Genomic DNA, 23,215 nt, shown 5'->3' with positions numbered 1-23,215 from the left:
TTTTGACATGGTACTCACCCCTGCGGAGTCGTTGAGTCCCTATTTTTATCAAAAGCCTCCTTGGCTCTAATTTTATTATTAAAACTCAGTGAGTGTTGGTCGTCCGAGTGACTGTGATCACTTCCTCCCTCTTCGCCTGCCAGTGCTTCATAGCCTGTTGACTGTAATCCTATGCGGCAACCTGAATCCCCACGGATTCCAGGTAGCGGGTTGCCGGCGAGTCATTCACCATGAGCACGCGGAATTTGCGCGCTGGATGAGTGATGTCGATTTTCACCACGCCCTCTGAAATGTCATTGGCTTTCCGCAGGGGGAGAACCTTACGGATAGGCTCATTGGAGAGCGCTCACTCAGGCACAAGCATGGGAGGTGGCGGCATGATCATTATTGATAGCATGTCGCCATTAATAAATTGTACTTTGGTATTATATTTGTACAAGGTGTGTATAGGTTATGGCAATGGAGTCTCGCGGCATCTCAGAGACACCTGAAGCCCGCCGTCCGCAGGTGAACTCCGGATCGGGCTGAGCTTCCACACTCAGGGAGAGGCCATGATTCTTGTCGTAATCATGGCCTCTCCCTGCTCCCCCTTTCGTCGAGCACTTCAAGTTGTTGCACGCCAGGGCGGCGTGCATGAACCCTCAGCGCTTCATGGGTAACTGACCGCCTGCACCCAGTTGGCCCCCTTGCCGGAAGGCGCGCTGGAACTACGAGTGAGCGTGCCGTGTTGCGGATCGATGGCATACACCCCCACCTCAGGGCTTTTCTCTCCGGTAACCAGCAGCCATTTCCCCGAGGGGTCGACGGTGATCCCCCGCGGTTGCTGTTCGACCTTGATGTTCTGCAGGAAGCTCAGTTTGCCGCTTTTGCTATCTACCGAAAACGCACTGACTGTGCTGCCGGTGCGTTCCGAGGTGTAGAGGAAGCGCCCGTTGGGAGTGAGCTTGATGTCGGCGGCCCAGATCAGGTTGCTTGCCAGTGGCGGTGGGGTCGGTTGGCCGGGTTTGATCATCGGCCGGACGACGCCGTGTACCAGGCCTGAGTCAGCGGGTATTGCATTGGCTTCGGAGAGCATGCTCAGGCGCCCGGTCTCTGGGTCGATGGCGAACGTGGTCACGGTGCCGGCCATCTCGCTGAGCAGGTACAGGAAGCGGTTATCAGACGAGATGACCGGGTGGCGAGGGCCGCTACCCTTGGGCATATCGATATGACCGAGTGGTGTGAGCTTGCCGCTGGTGGCGTCGAATTTGAACTCCAGGTACTGATCGGAACCCAGGTTGGCGGCGTACACGAAGCGATTGGTCTTATCGACGATGATCGAATGCGCGTTCGGGCCGGTCTTGATGACTTGTCGTACATCATCGGTCACCACGCCCTTGGCATCGATAGCGTTGACGCTGATCAGGTCCTCGCCATACGACGCCCCGAACAGATAGTGACCGGCCTTGTCCGTCGAGACATAGGCCAGGCTGTCGGCAACGGTGGCGTTTTTCAGGTGCTTGAGCGCGCCGTTGCCGGGGTCGATGCTGTAGGTCGCCACCGAATAGGGTTTGGCGCGTATCGATGCATAGAGTTTGCTGTGGTCGGGGCTCAGCGCGAGGGGCATGACGCCGGCACCGGCGTCGGTGGTCGCCAGAGGCTGCAACTGCCCCTTTGCAGACAGTTCATAACTGCTGAGCGTGCCATCGGTGGCATTGGAAACGTACACGTAGGTATTGGCCCAGGTCAGTGGGGCGGCGGCTAACAGTACAACGCTGGCGAAACCTTGCAGGGTTTTGGTTCGGTTCATTTCGGGGACTCTTTATTTTTGTTTTTGATTGTCTGTTGTCGTACAACTAGGACGATTGTTAGGCGGCTGTGTTTGCCTTGTCAATCACTGAAGTGACGAGGGCAAGCCACGAGCGCGTCGATTGGCTGCTTGTGGCTGGTGTGATTGGCAGATGGGGTCAGCGGATCCAGCTGCTGGCTTTGTGCAGGTGCTGGGGTTGGGATGGTGTCGCGACCTGCTGGCGATCCAGCCCAATGCTTTCCAGGCACACAGCAAAAAACCCGCATGTGCGGGCTTCTTGGGATGGGGCCGGATCCTTCGGCTGGGAGCATTATGTTGGGCCTTTGTGATGAAATGATGACGGTTTGATGTCGAATTGATGCCTGCCCTTTGAACATCCGCCGACCCCGAGAGCGGAGGGGCCTTGAAGGCACATCGTGGCGCAGGTCTATCACGATGCCTTGCAACTCTTTGAAAATCAGATGGTTGCGAAATGAGTGCGGTACCAAGAATTGATCTCGGCGAACTTGCTTCGTGGGGGAGGGATGTATATATTCTTCCCCTTGTCGCGCAGGCGTCAGATTGGCTGGCAGGTTGTCAGGCCATCTGGCTCGCAACGAGCCACTGCGTAGGCTGTTTTACCGCGCTACCGCCCGAATGGCGAAACTGGTAGACGCATGGGACTTAAAATCCCCCGCTCGTAAGGGCGTGCCGGTTCGATTCCGGCTTCGGGCACCATTTAAAATCAAGGGTTTGCATGCGAAAGCTGATGCAAGCCCTTGTTCGTTTCTGGTCCGCAATTTTTGATCTGGTCCGCAATTCACTTCGTTGGCGAAACTTTTTTGCCCTTGCGGTTGCGAATGTACTGCTCCGTCATAACCACGGTGGTATGCCCAAGTTGATCCTTGGCCTGCATGATGTCTCTACTGGATTCAGCTTTGTCCGTTCCGGCCTTTGCGCGCAAATCACGCATTTGGAACTCCGGTTTGGAAACTCCGGCGGCCTCCCTGGCCTCCAATGCAGGCGCCGCCCTCCGTGACCGGTGGTGGCAATTTGGTATAAATTGATATATTAGTGCGAAAATTTATTTGAAGGATCAAAGCAATGCGTTTTTTGATTGGCTCACTGATGTTGCTCACCTCAGCTGTAGCGCTCGGTGATGAAGCCCAGATGAAGCAGTGGGAAAAGATGGATCGCTGCTCGAATGCGGCCTATATCGCGGTACAGATCCTGGAGGAAAGCGCAGACACATCCAAGCAGGCGCTTGCTCTACATGGAGCTGTAGAAGGACTCAAAACCAACACAAAATTGAAAGAGAAAACACCTACTGGAAACGAGCTCAGTGGTGCCTATAACTTTGCGCTTCGGATCTCTTACGGGATACCTCGCCCATTCGCAAAGCGTGATCATGATTGGCTTATTGCCCAAGCTGCGACTTCGTGCACGTTATGGGTTCCAAGCGTTAGCGCCCAGTAACCAAAGTTAGCGGCTGGCCGGCGATTATCGATCGAGCCAATGATCAATTCGGATCATTTCGCTACTTCATATTTACGGTACGTCCAGCCCATGCGCGGCGATCCGGTTACAGGATGCAGTGAGTGGGGTGGGTTAAGCGGGTTCGATTCCGGTCTTGCTGAATTCTTCAAGCTGTCGCGACTGCTTTTCGGATACCTCAAAAGCAGGTCGCGACATAGTGGCAAATCGGGCCGACTCTTCGGTGGGCGCAGCGGCCAGGTTGATCAGGAACGTGCTGAACGTTTCCTGCCACTCCTCAAAACTGTGACGGCTGTCAAGGATGTTCAAGGCATGCTCCAGGGCAGGCGTCACAATGATGGTCCGCTTGGTTGCACCGATGCGTGCCAGCGCTTCCTTCTCCTTGGTGCGCTTGTCCCGCTGGATCTGCGCATCGTCTTTGGCCATGGCCAACCTCGTGTGCTGGCAGGTCAAGCCATGCCTGTCGCCGGCGCTGCCGGACCTTGTTGTTGATGCGCTTCATGGCTCGCGGAACTTGAAGCTGTTCTCGCGGACGATCAGCTGGGCGCGTTTGACGTGAATGCCTAGGGGCTGGGCGACATCAAAGGGCATTCCAAGCACTGTGAAGGTCTCATGGCTATCTCCGGCAGATGCCACCCTCAATGACCGGGTGCGCAACGATGTGATGGCAAATTAATTCGGGATGGCGTTTGATTGTCTGCTAGGCAAATGGCTCATTTAGGGGAGTGGGATTGGAAATCTAGTCAGGGATACTTATACGTCGGAAGAAAACTTGTCAGCGTTGATGAGGCAGCTCGCCGTCGTGAGCAACATGAGCAGAAATTGGCGAACGGTACGGCCGCTGCCAATCCCGAAATTGATGAGATCGAGGTTTGCAACCTGCTCGCTGACGAGTTTGATCGTGACACCGAAGCAGCCATGCGTAGTGCGCTAGTTCTGAAAGAGGTAGAAGGCAATGCGCACGGCAATCTAGGTAAGCTCGCAATGGTAGAGGGTAATTTTGATCTAGCTCGGCACGAGTTTGAAGTGTCGCTGGTATTGTATGAGTCAATCGGTTACGCCAAGGGAGTCGAGGCTACGCATAATGCGATACTGCACTTAAGTCAAACCGAAACAGAGGCAAAGAAGTGATAATTTTCATCCGGTGTCGCTGCTAACCGGGCGATTCGCTTAGATGGAAATCGACGTTCTAGAGCTGATGAGGCTACCACAGCAATGTGCGTCATCGGCTGATCAGTGGGTGTTGAGCTCTCACAGCGAAAGAAAAATTGCTACTGCGCGTCCTGTTGAAACAGGTCGTTCACTGAAAGCAGCTTCCGTTTGAAACACCTCACCGCTGATACAACGCTCTGTACAAACGCTGTGTGCACAGTGGGGGTACTCATAGAGGTAGAAAAATTTTCGAACTTAAAATTTTCCTTTATTTTCAGCGACAAAGAGAAAGGTTCGATTTCGGCTTCGGCACCATATATATCAAGGGCTTGTCAGGCTTTTCAGTCGGCAGGCCCTTTTGTTCATTTGGAGAGTGGCAGTATGTTGGTCAGCCATTTCGAGAAATCCACCAGTTCTTCCGCGACGATCTCGTGGGCCATGTCGTAGAAATGTGTTTCGTGGGTGACGCCGATTCGAGTCAGCCAGTCGTCCGCTTCTTTCGCCCAAACCACGGGTAGAACGTTGTCCCGATGACCATGGGCGATGAAGGCCGAGACCGACTTGAGTCGTTCGGCGGCAGCGATCCGCGGATCAAGTTCGCGCAGCATCCGGCCGCTCAATATCGCGAAACCGGCAACGAGCTCTGGCTCGGTCACCCCAAGGCTCGCACTCATGATGCCGCCCTGGCTGAAGCCGGCGATCACGGTCGGCAGCTTGGGCAGCGCTTCGATGAATTGGTGCAAAAGCTGCCGGCTGGACTCTGCCTGTTCTTGATTGAACGACGGGCCGTTGCTGGTGAAGTTCACCTGATACCAGGCGAAGCCTTGTGGGCCGACCTGCAGCGGACCGCGCACCAGAATCACTTCCAGCTCCTCGGGTAGCGCTGCGGCCAATGAGGCGAGATTCGCTTCGTTTGAACCGACGCCATGCAGCAGGAGCAGGCGCCCCTTGGGTGCCGAAGTGCCGCACCCTTTGCGGAAAAACAGGCCCGTTCGCGGCTCGCGAACGGCTTCGGAAAAAGAGCTGTCATGCATGATCTGCAACGCCTTGGCTGAGGTGAGTGGGGTCGAATCCAACAGGGTTGTTCGAGGAAAACAGGTAGCTGTCCATCGCCAATACGCCGTAGCTCACGCCACCTTCCAGGACACGCGTCGCATAGTGTTCGCCGGCCGCGCCGAGGGCGATCAGCAGTGGTAGAAAATGCTCATCGGTCGGGTGGGCACGTTCGGCGGAAGGTGCGTGCCGCTTATAGTCCAGCAGGAAGTCGGTGTTGCCTGCTTGCAGGGTTTGGGCTGTCCAGGCCGCAAACGCTTTGACGTAATCGGCCCCATGGCAGACCGCTCCCCGAAACTCATACAAGTTATGGGTCAGGCCTCCGGAGGCCACGATCAGCACCTTCATATCCCGCAGTGGCTTGAGGGCTTGGCCCAATTTCCAGGCCTGGTGGGTATCGAGGCTGGCAGGCATCGATACCTGAACAACTGGAACGTCGGCCGTGGGGACCAGATGCAGCAGAGGTACCCACGCGCCATGGTCCAGACCTCGGCGGGCGTCAAGCCGGGACTTCCATCCCGCATTCCGCAGCAGATCCACGATATGCGCGGCCAGGGCCGGAGCGCCCGGTGCGGGGTAGCGCAGTTGGTACAACGCCTCGGGAAAACCACCGAAGTCGTGCAGGGTTTCAGGGGCGGCGATCGCCGTGACGCAGACCTCGCCACGGGTCATCCAGTGCGGGGAGAGGACAACGATGGCATCAGGTCGCGACAGTTCGCGACCGAGCTCGGCCAGATGTTGACCCGCCAGGCCGGGGTCGATGGCAAACGTCGGAGCGCCATGAGACACGAACAACAGGGGGAACGAAGTGTTCATGGTGAATGCTCCTCAATGATTACTTGCCAAGCCAGGCCGGGGCGATGGAAGTGCCCAGGCCGGCGCCGTAGCCGAGGTAGATATTCAAACCGGCCAATGGCTCCAGGTAACGGGCATTGACCAGTGCGCCCGCGTCGACCGTGTTCCAACCCAGGCTCTGTGCCAAGGCAATCGCGGTCTGTTTGGCGCGCTCGCTGTCGCTGGCGACAAATACACTGCCGCGCTGGTCATTGGCGAAAAACGGGCCGTCGGCAAGCACTTGGGCGAACAGGGTATTGAACGCTTTTACGACATGGGCTTGCGGCACTGCTTTGGCAATTTCCTCGCTGGCGCTGGTCACGTGACCGATGGTCAGCGACATGTAATCGGCGCTCAGTGGGTTGGTGATATCGATAACCACCTTGCCCCCCAGATCGCCCAGGCTTTGCAGGGCTTTGACGGCGTCGTCATAGGCGGTTGCGACGACAACGACATCGCTGTCACCCAGTGCCTCGGCGGCCGGATAGGCGCTGACATTGTCAAACTGAGCGGCCAGGACCTTGGCCTTGTCGATGTCGCGCCCGGTGATACGAACGATATGGCCGACACTGGACAGTTGTTTTGCGAACGCCGAACCCATGTTGCCGGTACCCACTACGGTAACTTTCATAGCGACCTCACTTGCGTTGATGTGCGTTTCGATGGGGCCAGTTTATAGGTTGTGAATCTGAGATAAATAAGGTCGAATGTGATAAACCGTTCCACTTAGTGAGACAATGATGGACAGAGCGTTGGAGATGCAGGTCTTCTGCACCGTCGTCGATAAAGGCAGCTTTGTAGGCGCGGCCGAACCGTTGGCGATGTCCAAGGCCGCCATCTCGCGCTATGTGAGCGGCCTTGAAGAACGCCTGGGGGCGCGGCTGCTGCAGCGCACGACCCGACGGCTTTCACTGACGGAGGAGGGGCGCCAGTTTTATCACCAGGCGCGTGAAGTCCTGGCGCTCATGGACCAGGCCGAGGAGGCCGTATCGTCCACCGCACCGGAGCCCAGTGGGGTTTTGAGAGTGAATGCCCCGGTCAGCTTCGGGGTGCTGCACCTGGCGCCACTATGGGGTGACTTCATGAAGGCCTACCCCAACATCGAGTTGGACATCAGCTTGAATGATCGACTGGTGGATCTGGTGGAGGAGGGATTCGATGCCGCGGTTCGCATTGCCCGCATGGAAAACTCTTCCCTGGTGGGACGCCGTCTGGCGGGCACGCGGATGTGCCTGTGTGCCTCGCCCGGCTATTTGGCGAACCATCCTCGGGTTCGCAACTTGAAGGACCTGGCAGAGCACGGGGTGATTGCCTACACCAACTTCGCCAGCGGCAATGATTGGCAGTTCCAAGGCCCTGACGGCCGCGAAACGGTGCGCACCCGTTCGATTGTTCGCTGCAACAATGGCGATACCTGTCGCAGTATCGCGCTGGCGGGGGGCGGTATTGCCTTGCAACCCAGCTTCATGGTGGCCGGGGATTTGCGGACGGGAGACCTGGTGGAGATCCTACCGGAGTACCAGTCGGGCGAACTGGGTATCTATGTGGTCTATCCCACGCGCAAACACCTGGCGACCAAGGTCCGGGTGCTGATCAATTTTCTGGCTGAGCGATTTGCCCACCCTCAATGGGAGCCATTTTCCAGGGACAACGTCGCTCGCTGATGGTTTGCGGCGCGGCGCTTGTCGGATGCCTGGTTTACTGCTGGGAAAGAATGCTCTCGAGCAACCCGGGAAACCCGGCCGCGAACATCAATCCACTTGACAACGAGCCCTTTCAGGACGCGTAATACGCCGTAATGTTAACGTTAACTGAACAATAAAAACAAAGGGACTGTCACATGGACTTGTCAGTGAAACGCGAGTACTGGCTTATCAGTGGTCTGCTGTATTTTTTCTTCTTTTCGTGGTCATCCAGCTACTCGTTGTTCTCGATCTGGCTGCATCGAGTCATCGGTCTGAACGGCACGGAAATCGGTTTTGTTTTCGCGGCCAACGCCATTGCGGCGCTGCTGATCCAACCGTTCTATGGCGCACTTCAGGATCGGCTTGGCCTGTCGAAAAAGTTGCTGCTGTGGATTGGTATCCTGCTCTGCGCGGCGGCCCCCTTTGCGATTTACGTATATGCCAACCTGCTGGCTCACAACGTGGTACTGGGAGCCGTGGTCGGCGCGGCGTTCCTGGCGCTGGCCATGCTCGCGGGCGTGGGCGTGATCGAGTCCTACACGGAGAGACTGTCGCGTCATGCGGGCCTCGAGTTCGGGACCACCCGAATGTGGGGGTCGCTGGGCTGGGCCAGCGCGACGGGCGTTGTCGGGGTGGTCTTCAACATTGACCCGGATATCGCGTTTTACATGAGCAGCGCCGCTGGCATCGTGTTCTTGCTGATCCTGTTCAGGCTGGATTTGAGCAGGTTCAGCCAACCAGGCGGGCAAACCGCTGGGCAAGCGGCGAACCCCGTGCACCTGCATGATCTTTGGAAGTTGCTGACACTGCCGCGTTTTTGGGCATTCAGCTTGTACCTGACCGGTGTGTGCGGGATCTACATGATCTACGAACAACAGTTTCCGGTGTATTTCTCCTCGTTCTTCCCGACCCCGGAGGAGGGCACCCGAGCTTATGGCTACCTGAATTCGTCGCAGGTGCTTCTTGAGGCGCTATTGATGTTGTTCGCCCCCTGGGTGGTCAGCCGTACAGGCGCCAAGTACGGATTGATTCTGGCGGGCAGCATCATGTTCGTCCGGATTCTTGGCTCCGGGCTGGCAACGCAGGCCTGGACCGTCGCCGCCTGCAAGATGCTGCACGCGTTGGAAGTGCCGATCCTTCTGGTCTCGGTATTCAAGTACATAGCGTTCAACTTCGATTCGCGTCTGTCCGCCTCGATCTATCTGGTGGGATTCCAGTTCGCCCAGCAATTGACCGCGATGCTGCTATCGCCGCTTGTGGGCTATGGCTACGACCATGTCGGCTTCTCGAGCGTTTACGTGCTGATGGCGGGCCTGGTCGGCGCTTGCCTGCTGCTGTCATGGACGTTGTTGCGTACCGATCCCGCCCGCGCAGCTTCTCCCGCCCAGGCCGCCGATCCGCTGGAACTGCCTGCCATTGTCCAATCCACCACGCGTTACGAACTCTAGTAAGGACCAAAGCATGCACGCTGCACTGCTGGACGAAGCACATCGCGCCATCGAAAGAAAAATAGCCGAACGCGGCGATGACTATCGCCTTGGCTATCACCTGTCGCCTCCGGCGGGTTGGATGAATGATCCGAACGGACTGGTCTGCTTTCGCGGTGAATACCATGTGTTCTACCAGCATCATCCATACTCCGCGCAATGGGGCCCCATGTACTGGGGGCATGCCAAGAGTCGCGACCTGGTGCATTGGGAGCATCTGCCCATCGCCTTGGCGCCCAGTGATGCCTACGATCGGGACGGGTGTTTTTCAGGCTCGGCGGTGGTCATGGACGATACGCTGTATCTGATTTACACCGGGCACACCTGGTTGGGCGCGGTGGGTGATGACCGGCACATTCTTCAGGTCCAGTGCCTGGCCAGCAGCACGGATGGCCTGTCGTTCAGCAAACATGGGCCGGTGATCGAGACCGCGCCGGATCCGGACATCATGCATTTCCGTGACCCCAAGGTCTGGCGGCGAGGCGAGCATTGGTGGATGGCCCTGGGGGCGCGCAAGGGCGACGACCCGCGGCTTCTGCTCTATCGCTCCGCGGACCTGCATCACTGGGAGTACCTGGGTTGTGCCCTGCAAGGTTGGCGCGAGTCGGACGGCTATATGTGGGAATGTCCGGATCTGTTCGAGCTGGAGGGGTGCGATGTCTTTCTCTACTCGCCGCAAGGCTTGATGCCCAGCGCATACGATAACTGGAACAAATTCCAGAACAGTTATCGAATGGGCCAATTGGATGACAGCGGGTGTTTCAGTGAGTGCGGCAAGCTGCACGAACTCGACCACGGTCACGATTTCTATGCCGCGCAGACCTTGCTGGCGCCGGATGGGCGGCGCCTGCTTTGGGCGTGGATGGATATGTGGGATAGCCCCATGCCGAGTCAGGCGCAACACTGGTGTGGCGCGCTGTCATTGCCACGTGAGCTGAGCCGCGACGGCGAACGGCTGCGCATGCGTCCGGCCCGTGAGCTGACGGCGCTGCGGCAGTCAAAACAAACGCTGCCGATCGGTGTGGTTGAATCTTGCAGTTCTCCACTCGATGTTCGCGGCGCGCTGCTAGAGTTCGAGCTCGAACTGGACCTCGCGGGTAGCAGCGCCGAGCGCTTTGGCCTGGCGCTGCGCTGTAGCGAAGACCTGCAAGAGCGGACTTTGCTGTACTTCGATGCAATGGCCCGGCGTTTGGTACTCGACCGACAATGCTCGGGCGCTGGCGTCAGCGGCGTTCGTAGCGTACCGGTGGCAGCGGGACAGAAGCGTATCGCTCTGCGGATCTTTCTCGATCGTTCGTCAATCGAGGTGTTCGTCGACGACGGCAGCTATAGCCTGACCAGCCGGATCTATCCTCGGCCCGACAGCCTCGCGGTCAGTGCGTTCGCGGTCAATGGAGCAGGGCGATTCGGGGAGGCGTCTGTCTGGGGCCTCGCCGATCTACGGCTCTGAGTATCGCGGTGTACCATTCGTGCGGCCTGCTGCCAGTCATTGTGTTGTTATGCATTTATCAAGCATGACATGATGCCCGGTCAGACAAGCAATGGCACTCGCGAATGGCTTCCGTTAAAGATGTCGCACGGCTTGCAGGGGTTTCCTTCATGACCGTTTCCAGGGCCCTCAACACCCCGGAAAAGCTGAACCAGGAAACCTTGGCGAAAGTTCGTCAAGCGATCGAGACTTTGGGCTATGTCCCCAGCCTTTCCGCTCGCAAGATCCGTGGTGGTCACTCCAGTGGCAAGACCATCGGCGTCTTCGCGCTTGATACCGCGACAACGCCTTTCGCCGTGGAAATGCTCCTTTCAATGGAGCGCACGGCCCGAGAAAACGGCTGGAACGTCTTCATCCTCAACGTCTTCGAGGCGCCACCGAGTCAGCAAACCATCGACCTGATGCTGTCCCATCAGCCCGACGGCATCATCTTCAGTACCATGCAGTTACGCACGGTCGAAATTCCCCAGGTGTTGCGCGGCCTGCCGCTGGTACTGAGCAATTGCATGAGTGCCGAACCCGGTGTTGCCTGTTATATACCTGACGACGAAGACGGTCAGTATCAGGCGGTCAAACAGGCGCTGAAACGAGGCTACCGAAATCCGCTGTGCATCAACCTGCCGCAAAGCAGCCTGGCCTGGGAGTGGCGCCAGCAGGGGTTGCGTCGCGCCCTTGCGGAGGTCGGCATGTCCGTGGACGCTGTTGCCCAATACAACCTGTCGACCGATGATGCTTATCAGGAAACCTTGGTAGCGCTGGAACGGCAATTGCGCGGCACGCAGGGCAAGCCGCCGTTTGACCTGCTTGTCTGTGGCAACGATCGTATCGCCCTGGTCGCGTATCAATACCTGCTCAGTCGCGGCCTGCGCATTCCAGACGATGTGGCAGTCCTAGGCTATGACAACATGATCGGGGTGGCCGAGTTGTTCTATCCACCGCTGAGTACCGTGCAATTGCCGTTCTATGAGATGGGCCGTCGCGCGGCCGAGCATGTGATCGCGCGTCGGGACGACCCCACGACTCACCGGGTCGCGTGCCCGCTCGTTGCGCGTGAGTCCTGGTGACAACGACGATATCCGCGGCTGACGCCAACTACGAATGATTATCCAGGCAAAAAATCCCAGGCGTTTTTACAGCGCGAATACACGAAACCGTTAAACTGACACCATAAGAACGGTTGTATCCGTTTGGCTTGTTTTCATCGCATTACCTGATACGAATTGCTTTGGGTGATAGCGCCGCACTTTCGGTTGCAAAGACCGGGTCGCGCTTCTGGTACCTCACGTGCTCTCAAGGGCGTGAGACAGTGATTACAGGCATAAGTGGTAAAGACATGGACTCTGGAGTCGGGTTGATCAGTGGCGAAGAAGCAGAGCACTTTTTCGTGCAGACACTGGAGCAGGCAATTGACGCCGTGGTGGTCATTGATGATCACAACCGCGTGGTGTTTTTCAATGCCGCTGCCGAGCAGCTTTGGGGGTGTCCGCGAAATGAAGTGCTTGGCAACAATGTCAAGACGCTGGTGCCTCAGGCTCTCTACGCCCAGCATGACGGTTTTATCAGCGCCAACCGGGAGACCGGAGTCAACAAGATTATCGGCGCCAGCCGGGATGTGCGTATTGCGCGCAAGGATGGCGGGGTGCGCTGGGGCTCGATGTCCCTCTCCAAAATCACCTTGCAGGGCCGTATTCTTTACGCCTCTTTTCTCAAGGACATCACCCAGTCGCGCTTGAAAGACATCGAGCATCGATTGCTCTCGATGTCAGTCAATGCCACCAGCTCGGCCACCTGTATCGTCGATACCGAAGGACGCCTCATTTATGTCAATGACGGGTTTGTCCGATTGCTGGGCTATTCCCGGGAAGAGGTCATCGGTCAGTCACCTCTGCTGTTCTTTGCCCCGGATACCCGAGCCAAGGCGTATGCGCGCAAGGTTTTGGAAAGAGTTCTCGGCGGTCGATCCAATCAAATCAGCGCGCTGATCGGCAGGCGCAATGGCCAACGGCTGTGGCTGCACGTTTCCTCGACGCCGGTGTTCGATCAGCAGGGCAAGGTCGAGAACGTCGTGATCGTGTTGACCGACGTTACCCGGACCAAGCTGCATGAGGTATTGCAGGACAAGATCATTGGCGCGTTGTTGAAGGAAACGTCGCTGGAGAGCGTGTTGACCCTGCTGTGCCAGGAGATCGAACACATCGCCCCCGAGGTCGCGGTCTCGATCCTCAGTGTGGACAAGGAGGGCGTTCTACACCCCTTGGCCAGCCCGGGTTTGCCGACGGATTACTCCAGGGCCATCGAGGGCCTGGTAATCGGCCCCGCGACGGGCTCCTGCGGCACGGCGGCCTACAGGGGCGAGCCGGTTCTGGTGACGGACATTCTCCACGATCCGCTCTGGGCCGAATTCAGGGCGTTGGCGCAACAGTCGGGCTTTCGGGCGTGCTGGTCGGTTCCGGTACGCAACGGCGCGGGGCGGGTCGCGGCGACATTTGCGCTGTACTTCAGAGAGTGTCGTGGACCCGATCCCCTGCATACCCATCTGGTGACGGCGGGAATCCACCTGTGCATGTTGGCGCTGGAGCGCGAAGAGGCCCGGCAGTCGATTCGCCGAATGGCCTTTTATGATGCCTTGACCGGTCTGCCCAATCGCAGTTTCCTGCTGGCCCAGGCCGAGCGGACCTTGCTTGAAGCGGCTGAAGAGCGGGCCGAGCTGGCGGTACTGTTCGTCGACCTGGACCGTTTCAAACAGGTCAACGATGCCCTCGGGCACGCCTCGGGGGACGAGCTGCTGCAAGCCATGGCGCAACGGCTGCGCAGCGTGCTGCGGGAGTCGGACATTGTCGGACGCCTGTCTGGGGATGAGTTCGTGCTGGTGCTGCCACGGATGAACGCCGCCCAGGTCACATTCTTTCTTGAACGGCTGATGATGATCCTGAGTGTCCCGGCAAACGTCGCCGGGACTTCCGTGGTGTTGTCGGCCAGCATTGGCATCAGTATGTTCCCCAGGGACGGGCAGGATATGGAAAGCCTGCTGCATCGTGCCGATATCGCCATGTACCAGGCCAAGCGCGTCGAACGCGGCAGCTTCAGTTTCTTTCTCGAAGAGATGAACAAGGTTGCCCAGGAGCGCTTGATGCTGGAAACGGACTTGCGCAAGGCGCTGGCCGGCGATGGGTTGTATCTGGTGTATCAGCCGCAGATCGAGCTGCGCAGCGGACGTCTGGTCGGTGCCGAAGCGCTGGCGCGCTGGGTGCATCCAACGCTGGAGCACATAGCCCCCTGTCGATTCATTCCCCTGGCCGAGGAGTGCGGGCTGATCAATACACTGAGCCAATGGGTGCTACAGCACGCTTGCGAGCAGTTGGCGCTGTGGCGTCGACAAGGTCTGCGGGTCCCCTCCTTATCGATCAACCTGTCGCCGATCAACTTCCACAATCGGAATCTGGCCGAGCTGATCGCCCGGCAATTGCAATGTTGTGGCTTGCAGCCCAGCGACCTGTGCGTGGAGGTGACCGAGGGTGTCTTGTTGTCCAATAGCGTGGGCACCGAGCAAACCATCCGTGATCTGCATGCCTTGGGCGTGCGTCTGGCTATTGATGACTTTGGCACCGGTTACTCCAGCCTGGGGTATTTGCGGCGCCTGCCGATCAGCGAGTTGAAACTGGACAAGAGCTTTGTCGACGACCTGGAGCGCGATGCCTCCTGCCGCGCCCTGAGCGAGTCGGTCATTGGTATCGGCAAGGGGCTTGGCTTGCACGTAGTGGCTGAAGGCATCGAGCAGGCCGCCCAGCGCGATATCCTCATTGCTCAGGGTTATGAGGTCGGGCAAGGCTATTTCTTCTCGGTCCCACTGCGCTGTGAGGCGTTCGCGCAATGGGCCATGGCGCGTGAGGTTGCATTCGGTGCGCAGGTGGAGGGCTCGGTGATGACGGCACCGGCCGACCACTTTGGCAAAGCGGATGAGTAGCTTTTGCTAGAGCGGTATCCGCCGCAGTCGGCCGGTCAGGGCCGCGTTGCCGCTCTCCGGCGTGGGCAGTGGCCGACCAGGCAAGCCCATGCCTTCGCTCACCAGCACCGCGCCGGGTACCAGGCACAGGTTCGAGGGTGTATCCAGGCCACGAGCAAGGACACTGACTTGCGCTGTTTGCAGGTTGCAACTGAGCAGACGGCCACTGAACCGCGCAAAGCCGCCATGCAGAGGCTCTCCCGCCCAGTCAGGTGGCAGTGGTTGCAACAGCCGGTCGCAGAGCTCCAGCACCAACAGCGTGCCGTCTGGGCACAGGGCCAAGCCCGTGGGCAGTTGCAGGCCGTGAAGGACAATCTCGAGCTGCCCGGTGCGTGGCCAGACCCGTATGACCTGGCCCGCCTTGTCGGCAAAGTCGATGCCCTTGCGGGTCGGGGAGCGCTGCAGCTCGCCGGAGAACAGGCTGATCAGCACGGCCTCGGTTGTCGGTTCGTACACCAGGGTCACGGGCACCGCGTCCTGGCCTTGATCCAGGTCGGGCAATTGCGCGAGGACCCGCTCACCTTGCTCGTCGGTGAACTCGACGAGTTGGTTGGTATCGGGCTTGACCGCCAGCCAACTGCGTCGCGTCTGGTGGTAGCACAGCGAATTCAGATTGCCGCGGCTGCTGAAGACCGGCTCGGGCGGGGTGTACTGTAGATCCAGTATTTTCGAGCCCTCGACATAATCGGTCTGGCTGACCAGGTAGCGCCCCTCACCACAGGCAATGTCCGAAAGCCCCATGATTTCATCCCGTAGCATGCGCGCTTGCATGTTCATGGAGCGAAATCCCTGTGCCAGGATGTCGGGGGGCAGGTAGGTGCCGGGGTGTCGCGGATCGGGGCGCAGCCGACTGATCCGCCCGCTGAAGGTCTGCTCCGGCAGGCCGGAGCCGGCTTCAACCAGCAGCAGGCTGCCATCGGCTTCGACACACACACCGCGCGGGTTCAGCAGGCCCTCGGCGATGAAGGTGCTGGGACGCAGGCTTTCGATGGGCCGGGCGGGGATAGGAATGGCAACGGACATAGGCACTCTCCATGTTCAAACAGGCGGTGAGCAATCACGGCTTCGTGGCCTGGACAGCAGGCTTGGCAGCCACTGATTGGAGCATTCGACTCTCCTGTGCAGCGCCGGGTGACGCGTTGCCACCCGGCGTCCTGCTGGAGATGTGTGGTTGTTCAGCTGTCGTAGTCACTCATGCTGAGTTTCTTGGGTGGGTAATTGAGCTTCACCAGGGCCGTCGCCCAGAGTTCGAGCACGGCGCGACGACTTTGCGACATGTCGCGGGTGATGGGCATCGCTAGCGTGCTTTCGTCCTGGTACGGCTTGCTGATCAGCACAATCAACTGGTCGATGGCGCCTTCGACCCGCTTCTGGGAGTTGAGCGGCATGAACTTGTTCATGATGGGGTACAGGTAATAGAAGGTTTGCAGGATGCGTGGGTAGATGAAGTCGTTCCACAACGTCTCTGGAGCGTTCTGATCCTTGTAGATGGAGTTCCATTTGTCGATGAACTCCTGTTGCAGCTGCAGGTCCACCGGCAGAACACGTATCGGGGCGAGGAAGTCGGTATAGGCATCGGTGATCGGGAAGCTGAAGGGGATAACTGAGGGCGTGTTTTGCTGCACGAAAAAACGCAAGGTCGGGAAGCCCGGCGCCACGGCCCTGAAGTTCAGCCGGGCAATGCCCTTGGCGTCGGTGGTGATGGCGACATAGGAATACTCCACCTTGCTGGCCTGGGAGTTGTTCAGTGTCCTGCTGACCTGGGTGCCCTTGTCGAAAGCCAGGCAAGGGCGCAGGTCGACCGCGATTGGTTTACCCGGGCCATGCAGGAACTCTTGATAACCGATCGGGTTTCCACTCGGCTGACCGGTTTGCAGAGCGGTCAGCCGACGGCCGCTGCCGGTGCTCCGGTAGTTCGATACGGGGCGCGCGTCAGTGAATTGCGGCAGATTGGCCATGTTATTTTTGCGGTCCGTCGGGTCGTCATAGAACAGCGTGAAGTCGGCCGCGTTACTGAATGCCAGATAGTAGTCGCTGCTGGTCACCATGTAGGGGTTGCCATACTCCGCCACCAACAGTGTGGTGCTGGCGGCCGGCTTGCCATCCAACTGCACCATGATGCTCAGCGTCTTGCGTTCTCCCACGTCGATGAAACTGCCGCTTTCTATCACCTCGGCGGTCCACGCCTGCTGCTCGGCGGCGGTCAGCGCCGAGCCCTCCTGTTGCAGAATCAGGCTACCGTTCTCCAATATCTCCTTGGCTCCGGGGGGGAGGGTGAGGTCGAGGATGCCTGAGCGTTTGTCGAAGGCCGATTGCCGGTATTGTTCGAAGTTGAAGCCGGTCACCGTGGCGATTCGCGCCTTATTGCGGGCGCCCACTTTGTAGTTGCCGGCATGGAATTTCTCCGGTGTGAGGATGTGGGCCTTGGGGTCCACCGGATAGCACGGAAAGGTGTTGCTCAGGTCCAGCGACAAGGTGTCGCCGGTAATCTGCGCCGAGATCACCCCCAACTGGACGCTTTGCGTATCTTCCTGGTTCGTTTTAAAGATGGATACGGGCTGGTTGGGTACCAGGCGCCGTCCGGCGGGGGCGGTGGGGTATTCGTTGGCCAACCACAGGCCCAGGGTCGCGGCGGTGCGGCTATAGGCGGGGTTGGAGAAAATATTGGCAACGTTGTCCAGGCCCAGCTTGTACATCTTTCGCACGTCGCCCATAACATGATGGAGATGGGAGCGGGTGTTGATGTTCGGCGTGAAGTCGTTGAAAACACCGTTCCTGTCGTAGCAGGTCAGGTAGGTGGAGAATCTGAACATCAGGCCCTGCGCCCCTTGCAGCTGCATCTGCTGCTGAAGGTTGAACAGCAGGGACGAGTCGCCGATGACCCATTCCAGATTTTCCTTGGGGAAGCAGGTCTGCCAGGTGGTGGTGACATGCACCAGGCCACCCAAGGCCGCCCACTTGAAGTTCAGGAAACGGTCCATCATCCGGTACTTGCGATTGAGGGTCAGGCCGCGGGTAGCATCCCCCAGCACCAGCTTGTCGAAATACAACGCGGTGAAGGTGTTCTGCCACGGGCTGATGTCCACGAAGCGCGCGGCAGTGGGGGCGGAGCTGCCAAGGGGATTGCCGAACAACTGATAGGGCTTGTCGACCAGCGGATCCTGGTCGATGTAGGTATTGGCCTGCAGCTCGCCGCCAATGATCCTGGAATGGATATCCTTCCCATAGTTCACCGTGCCGCAGGCATTGTCGCCGAACAGGTCCCATTCGGCGGGCATATACGGGTAGTTTAGCGGGTCGCTATTGCCCGGTACCTGCAACACATAGGTCGGCAGGTCGCGCATCTCCAGGGGGGAGATGACCCAGGGCATCAGTTGGGTGGGAGCGTTGTCGCAATTGATGTCGAAATGCTCCATGAACGGCCAGTTGATGTCCGCGTTGACCGCGTCATAAAGTGGAAACACATCGTTGTTGTTGGCCGTTGGCGGGTTCCAGAACATATGGCCGTTGAGGTATATGCGAGGGAAGTTCAATACACTCATGTCATGCTCCTTAGCGTTGCCACTGGGCGTGTTTCAACGACCAGACAAAGTCCAGTTTTTTGTAACCGGTGAAAGTCTTTTCCGGCAGCGGGGTCGTGGGGTAGAGAATGCCGCCACCGTTTCCCAGGGCGAAATTGAAGTAACCCTTGGTGTTCGAGTAGGCGGCGGTGTCATGGCAGGCCAGGCAGGACGAGGTGTTCTGGAAGGCTGACTCCAGTTGAGAGTTGGCCAGTACCTGGGTGACAGGTTTGAATTCAACCCCGATCAGTTCGTACTTCGACAGGGCGGGATAAGCGGCCTGGAAGCGGGTATTGGCCGCCGTTGCGTCCGGTGTCGGTCCCGTGCTGTTCTTCATGGCCTTTGCGTCATTGGTCACGGTGTACTTGCTGTTGTTGATATTTTCGAAGGTGGTCCAGACCCAGTTGGCGTTCAGCTTGTTGACGACATGCAAGCCGCTCAACGCGGCATAGCCGACCTGGTATGTGCCGTCTTGTTGCTGGTAATAAGCCTGGGCAATGTAGTAGCCATCGCTTACCAGTTGCTTCAAGTAGTCCGGGTCTGTGCCGATCCACAGCCAGGCGGCTTTCAATTCCCAGGCGGTGTTCGGAAACACCAGGTTGCCAGACAGGGCTTCCTGGCCATTCATGTTGTAGACCTTGTTTTTCACGATGTAATCGAACGTGTCCTTGCCCATCAGCAGTTGGAAGCGTACAGGGTTGCCTTTTTGAGACGCCGGCACGGCACCGCCCATTTGCAGGGCCAAGCCATCGACCTGTTGGGTGGCGCGTAGGTCATGGAACGCTCGTGACAGGTCCAGTCCCAGCGTCCTGGCCTGCTGGAGCACGGCATTCGGTGGCATCACGCGGTGCTCATAGTCGGCGGGCGCGGCACCGTTGCGCAGGTAGACCTGCTCCGAGGGCTTCATTATTTCCCATACACGATTGGGGCTTTTCGCGGTGCTGGGCTGGTTCAAACAGACGAACCAGTTCCAGGCCATGGTCTCGGGACTCTTGTTGAACTCTGTCCGGGTCTTGTCGATGTCTCTTGCGAATAGAAAGAAGTCGGTGCAGTTGAAGTTGTTGATGTTCTCGGCCTGGGCCAAACCGGCCAAGGCACTCAGAACTGTTATGGAAATGGCTCGCCGCATGGAAGCTCCTTGGCATTGGCCGGGTCGGTGTGTGAATGCCCCAGGAAGTGCTCCAGGAGCAGTTGCTTCACTTCCGTGGCCGCAAGACGCTGAGGCAACGGCAGATCGCAATCGGTGATGAGCAGCGGGCCGGTCTGTTCGCTAGCGGGCAGGCGGCCATGACTGCCGCGAACCAGGCGGGTATCCAGCGGAATCAGGTCCATGTAGTAGCGAAAGCCGAGCTTTTTCTGCAGCAGGCGGCGCGCCACTTTCAATTTGGGGAAGCGGATGGCCGGGTCGATGAACAGCTCCAGCGGGTCGTAGCCGGGCTTGCGATGGATGTCCACGGTACGGGCAAAGTCGGGTGCCTTGCGATCGTCGAACCAGTAGTAGTAATCGAACCAGTATCCCGCCGCGGCCACGGTCACCAGCTCGCCGCTGCGCGGATGATCCAGCTGCCAGGCCCGTTGTTCGGCTTTATCCAGCACCTGCTCGATACCGGGCTGGCGCTGCAACAGCGCTTTGACCCGCGGGATGTCTTGCGCCTGCTTGACGTAGACATGCGCGATCTGATGATCGACAACGGCAAACGCCGCACTGGCGCCGGGATCGAGCAATTCCCAGGTCAACGACTGGCGTACCTGCAACAAACCTTCCGCGCGCAACAAGCGGTTGATGGAGACCGATTGCTCGACGGCTTCGATCCCGTATTCGGACAGCAGCATCACCGCCGCGCCTTGCGCTTGGGCAAAGTCCAGCAGACGCCCCACTTCACCATCGATGGCCCGCACCTCGTCGACAATCGACGGATGATCGGGGCCCAGGCGCTGCAGGCTGTAGTCGAGATGGGGCAGGTAGACCAACTGCAGGTCGGGTCGATCGAGCTGGAATTCAGCGATGGCGCAGTCGACGATCCAGCGGCTCGAGGCGATACCGGCCGCCGGGCCCCAGAAGCTCGGAAAGGGGAATTTGCCAATCTGCTGCTCGATACGCTCGTGCAACGCCGCCGGTGCCGAATACAGGCCGAAGATTTTGCGGCCATCGGCCGGGTAGTGAGGGCGTGGGGTGATGGCGGCCTCCACGTCGGCATACATGTTGTACCACCAGAACAACTGGCTGCAGCGAAACCCGGGGCGCTGACGCTTGAGTGCCTGCCAGACTTTTTCACCCTGGATCAGGGCGTTGGGTTGCAGCCAGAAACGCACTTCGGCCTGATCGCGAAAGTACCAGCCATTGCCGACGATACCGTGCTCCGACGGCGGCAGACCGGTGAGGATCGAGGCTTGCACCGTAGAGGTGACGGCGGGGAACACCGGTTGCAGGCTGGCCATTTTGGCGGTTTTCAACAGGGCATTGATGTGGGGCGTCGCCGCCCCCAGCAGCGCGGGTGTCAGCCCCACCACGTTGATCAGCAGCAGCGGTTGACGCGGGCGATCAGAGGGCATGGGCGTATGCCTCGCGGGTTTGCGGACGCAGCAAATGCCGCTGCCGCAGTTGTTCTTCGACCCAGTGCAGTTCCGCGGCGATACCCTGGAGTTGGGCGAGCTCGGTAGTGGGCCGCAGTTGGGCGGGCAGGACGCCCCAACTGTAGGTTTCCACTTCCAGCACGGGACGAAAATCCACATGGTCCGCCAGAAAGTCGAAGGTCTGCGCCAGGGCGATCTGACTGCCGCTGAGTTCGGGCAACAGCAAGTGTTCGCTGAACAGCGGAATGTGGAAATGAATCCTCAGTTCGGGGTATTGCCCGGGGCTCCTTGCGCAATCGTCGAGGGCGGTGGGAAGGTCCGCCCAGGCCAATAGCCGGTTCTGCGCATCGCGGGCTTTCACTTGATGCAGGTAGGTGGTTTCGGCAAAGTCGCGCAAGGTCTTGAGAACGTGTTCACGCCGGCTGTGGTCCTGAGGGGGCAGGCGACAAATCAGGGCGTTGGACAGCTGAATCTTGCCGATGGGCACCCGTGCCTGACGCAGCCTGTCCAGCGACTGATAGCAGTCTTCGAACATCACGGCCTGATGGCAGACATCGAAGCACAGCGCCAGATGCTCATGATGCGGGTCCGTGCCTTGCCAGTGTTGGAAAAAGGCGATGGCCTGGTCAGTGCTTTCCAGTACGCAGTCCGGCTCCATCTCCAGGCAGAACACGATCTTCTTGCCGGTTTCCTGGTGCAGCCTGGCCAGGGACCGGGTCAGTTGGCGTAGCTGCCGCTCAGCGCCGTGTTGGAGCGCCGGCGTCCAATGCGCGGCATAGCCCAGCGGTACGCTGGAGATCACCCCCCGGGCACAGTCCGGCGGCAGCGCGGCCGCTAGCAGTCGCGCCAGTTGCAGGCTGTATTCCAGGCGTTGCGGATCGGCCCAGTGAGGACGATAGACCTCGGCTTTGACCGCGCCTTCATGGAACTGGCCGTAGGGAAAACCGTTGAGCGAGGTCAGGCGCAAGCCACTGCGTTGCAAGCACTCGAGGAATGCCTGGCGTGTCGTCATCTGCTGCAATTGCGCCGCTGCCTTGGCGCTGATCCACAATCCGCTGTCCTGCTCGTCGAGTCCGCGCAACTGGCGCACGGCCTGGAAATGCGCCTCGATCGAGGCGCACAACCGGCTCAGCTCGGGGGTGGGATGCACGTTGCTGCAATAGCCGATCTGGGTGGGCGTCCAATCCCTGGGCTGGCTCATTTGACCACCGGTTCCTGACCACGCAGTGCCGAGTTTTCCTGCCATTGCCGGCGCTGATCGATGGGCAGTGGGGTGCTCACCAGTGTCTTGTCCAATTGCCCGCTCTGGGCGAAGAAATCCACCGGATTATGGAACAGCACCTGTTCGACCTGCGCTTCGCTGAAGCCGGCGGCGAGCATCGCCTGGCCGGTCTTCGGCACCTTGAGCGGGTCGCTGATGCCCCAGTCGGCGGCGCTGTTGACCACCATCTTCTCGGTGCCGTACTCCTGCAACAGGGCGACCATGCGCTGCTCCGACATCTTGGTATTGGGGTAGATGGAGTGGCCGCGCCAGCAGTCGCTGTCCAGCACCAGGGGCAGGGTCAGTTCGTTGAGGTGGTCGATGATCACCAGGTTCTCGGCGATGCCGACTTCGCGAATCACCGCCAGGGTGCGTTTGGTGCCACCGATCTTGTCGCGGTGTGGGGTGTGCACCAGCACCGGCAGATTGAATTGCTTGGCCAGCTCCAGCTGTGCGGCAAGGAAGCGGTCTTCTTCCGCGGTGATGTCGTCGTAACCGATCTCGCCGACCGCGACGACGCCGTCCTTGACCAGGTAACGAGGCAGCATCTCCAGTACCTCGTTGGCCAGCGACAGGTCATTGGCCTCCTTGGGGTTCAGGCCGATGGTGCAGAAGTGATGGATGCCGAACATGCTGGCGCGAAAGCGCTCCCAGCCCAGCAGAGTGTCGAAGTAATCAATGAAACTGCCGACACTGGTCCTGGCCTGGCCTTGCCAGAAAGCCGGTTCGATGACCCCGGTGATCCCGGCGGCCGCCATGTTCTGATAGTCGTCGGTGGTTCGGCTGACCATATGAATGTGCGGGTCGAAATATTTGAGCATGGTGAATCCTCGTCCCAGGGCGGGAGCAGTTGAG

Annotated in this window: 18 protein-coding genes, 1 tRNA gene and 1 pseudogene; 8 read left to right on the top strand and 12 right to left on the bottom strand. The window is 59.0% G+C overall.

Annotated elements, in window-relative coordinates; all coding sequences use genetic code 11:
• Positions 1-649 precede the first annotated feature (649 nt).
• A complete protein-coding gene (locus tag PFEN_RS15375; RefSeq protein WP_191487668.1) occupies positions 650-1,789 on the bottom strand; it encodes a lactonase family protein in 1,140 nt (379 codons plus the stop codon).
• Positions 1,790-2,419: 630 nt separating this feature from the next.
• On the opposite strand from PFEN_RS15375, the gene PFEN_RS15370 reads away from it, so the two are divergent.
• A tRNA-Leu gene (locus PFEN_RS15370) sits at positions 2,420-2,506 on the top strand.
• 82 nt (positions 2,507-2,588) lie between these two features.
• On the opposite strand, the pseudogene PFEN_RS15365 reads toward PFEN_RS15370, so the two are convergent.
• Positions 2,589-2,780 (bottom strand): annotated as a pseudogene (locus tag PFEN_RS15365) (integrase); the annotation flags it as partial.
• A gap of 92 nt (positions 2,781-2,872) precedes the next feature.
• On the opposite strand from PFEN_RS15365, the gene PFEN_RS15360 reads away from it, so the two are divergent.
• Positions 2,873-3,244, top strand: coding sequence for a hypothetical protein (locus PFEN_RS15360; RefSeq protein WP_224770971.1), 372 nt, complete (start codon positions 2,873-2,875; stop codon positions 3,242-3,244).
• 132 nt (positions 3,245-3,376) lie between these two features.
• Here the strand turns inward: PFEN_RS15360 and PFEN_RS15355 are convergent, their stop codons facing one another.
• Positions 3,377-3,688, bottom strand: a complete 312-nt coding sequence (locus tag PFEN_RS15355) for a hypothetical protein (RefSeq protein WP_191487667.1) — start codon at positions 3,686-3,688, stop codon at positions 3,377-3,379.
• A gap of 267 nt (positions 3,689-3,955) precedes the next feature.
• Here PFEN_RS15355 and PFEN_RS15350 point away from each other — a divergent pair, with 267 nt between their 5' ends.
• Positions 3,956-4,393, top strand: a complete 438-nt coding sequence (locus PFEN_RS15350; RefSeq protein WP_191487666.1) for a hypothetical protein — start codon at positions 3,956-3,958, stop codon at positions 4,391-4,393.
• A gap of 383 nt (positions 4,394-4,776) precedes the next feature.
• On the opposite strand, the gene PFEN_RS15345 is transcribed toward PFEN_RS15350, so the two are convergent.
• The 3 genes from PFEN_RS15345 to PFEN_RS15335 are packed head-to-tail and all read right to left on the bottom strand — an operon-like array spanning position 4,777 to position 6,932.
• Positions 4,777-5,448: an alpha/beta hydrolase gene (locus PFEN_RS15345; protein ID WP_191487665.1), complete on the bottom strand. Its 672-nt coding sequence runs from the start codon at positions 5,446-5,448 to the stop codon at positions 4,777-4,779.
• Complete coding sequence (locus tag PFEN_RS15340; protein ID WP_191487664.1) at positions 5,441-6,283, bottom strand: DODA-type extradiol aromatic ring-opening family dioxygenase; 843 nt, start codon at positions 6,281-6,283, stop codon at positions 5,441-5,443. The genes PFEN_RS15345 and PFEN_RS15340 overlap by 8 nt, the downstream gene beginning before the upstream one ends.
• Before the next feature lie 19 nt (positions 6,284-6,302).
• Positions 6,303-6,932, bottom strand: a complete 630-nt coding sequence (locus tag PFEN_RS15335; RefSeq protein ID WP_191487663.1) for an NADPH-dependent F420 reductase — start codon at positions 6,930-6,932, stop codon at positions 6,303-6,305.
• Between the two features lie 109 nt (positions 6,933-7,041).
• On the opposite strand from PFEN_RS15335, the gene PFEN_RS15330 reads away from it, so the two are divergent.
• From PFEN_RS15330 to PFEN_RS15310, 5 genes are all read left to right on the top strand, one after another.
• Entirely contained in the window at positions 7,042-7,965 is a 924-nt protein-coding gene (locus tag PFEN_RS15330; protein WP_191487662.1) for a LysR family transcriptional regulator, read from the top strand.
• A 188-nt stretch (positions 7,966-8,153) separates the two neighbouring features.
• The gene (locus tag PFEN_RS15325) at positions 8,154-9,434 is read left to right on the top strand and encodes an MFS transporter (protein WP_263596607.1); all 1,281 of its coding nucleotides are present in this window, start codon (positions 8,154-8,156) and stop codon (positions 9,432-9,434) included.
• 13 nt (positions 9,435-9,447) lie between these two features.
• The gene (locus tag PFEN_RS15320; RefSeq protein ID WP_191487660.1) at positions 9,448-10,923 is read left to right on the top strand and encodes a glycoside hydrolase family 32 protein; all 1,476 of its coding nucleotides are present in this window, start codon (positions 9,448-9,450) and stop codon (positions 10,921-10,923) included.
• A 104-nt stretch (positions 10,924-11,027) separates the two neighbouring features.
• Positions 11,028-12,026 carry a LacI family DNA-binding transcriptional regulator gene (locus PFEN_RS15315; RefSeq protein ID WP_191487659.1) on the top strand — a complete coding sequence of 333 codons (999 nt, stop codon included), beginning with the start codon at positions 11,028-11,030 and terminating at the stop codon, positions 12,024-12,026.
• Positions 12,027-12,295: 269 nt separating this feature from the next.
• On the top strand, positions 12,296-14,926 hold the full coding sequence (locus PFEN_RS15310; RefSeq protein WP_191487658.1) for an EAL domain-containing protein: 2,631 nt from the start codon (positions 12,296-12,298) through the stop codon (positions 14,924-14,926).
• Positions 14,927-14,932: 6 nt separating this feature from the next.
• Here PFEN_RS15310 and PFEN_RS15305 read toward each other — a convergent pair whose 3' ends face one another.
• The 6 genes from PFEN_RS15305 to PFEN_RS15280 all read right to left on the bottom strand — a co-directional run bounded on the left by PFEN_RS15305 (position 14,933) and on the right by PFEN_RS15280 (position 23,181).
• Entirely contained in the window at positions 14,933-15,988 is a 1,056-nt protein-coding gene (locus tag PFEN_RS15305; RefSeq protein ID WP_191487657.1) for a hypothetical protein, read from the bottom strand.
• Between the two features lie 152 nt (positions 15,989-16,140).
• Positions 16,141-18,507 (bottom strand): hypothetical protein, encoded by a 2,367-nt coding sequence (locus PFEN_RS15300; RefSeq protein ID WP_191487656.1) that lies wholly within the window; start codon positions 18,505-18,507, stop codon positions 16,141-16,143.
• A gap of 10 nt (positions 18,508-18,517) precedes the next feature.
• Positions 18,518-19,654: a hypothetical protein gene (locus PFEN_RS15295; RefSeq protein ID WP_191487655.1), complete on the bottom strand. Its 1,137-nt coding sequence runs from the start codon at positions 19,652-19,654 to the stop codon at positions 18,518-18,520.
• Entirely contained in the window at positions 19,633-21,078 is a 1,446-nt protein-coding gene (locus PFEN_RS15290) for an alkaline phosphatase family protein (RefSeq protein ID WP_191487654.1), read from the bottom strand. The genes PFEN_RS15295 and PFEN_RS15290 overlap by 22 nt, the downstream gene beginning before the upstream one ends.
• A complete protein-coding gene (gene eboE / locus PFEN_RS15285; protein WP_191487653.1) occupies positions 21,068-22,300 on the bottom strand; it encodes a metabolite traffic protein EboE in 1,233 nt (410 codons plus the stop codon). The genes PFEN_RS15290 and eboE overlap by 11 nt, the downstream gene beginning before the upstream one ends.
• Positions 22,297-23,181, bottom strand: coding sequence for a TatD family hydrolase (locus PFEN_RS15280; RefSeq protein ID WP_191487652.1), 885 nt, complete (start codon positions 23,179-23,181; stop codon positions 22,297-22,299). Before PFEN_RS15280 ends, eboE begins: the two co-directional genes overlap by 4 nt.
• Between the last annotated feature and the right edge of the window lie 34 nt (positions 23,182-23,215).

It is taken from the genome of Pseudomonas sp. FEN, assembly GCF_904067045.1.
Lineage (GTDB): Bacteria > Pseudomonadota > Gammaproteobacteria > Pseudomonadales > Pseudomonadaceae > Aquipseudomonas.
This window is presented reverse-complemented; position numbering and strand designations above follow the sequence as displayed.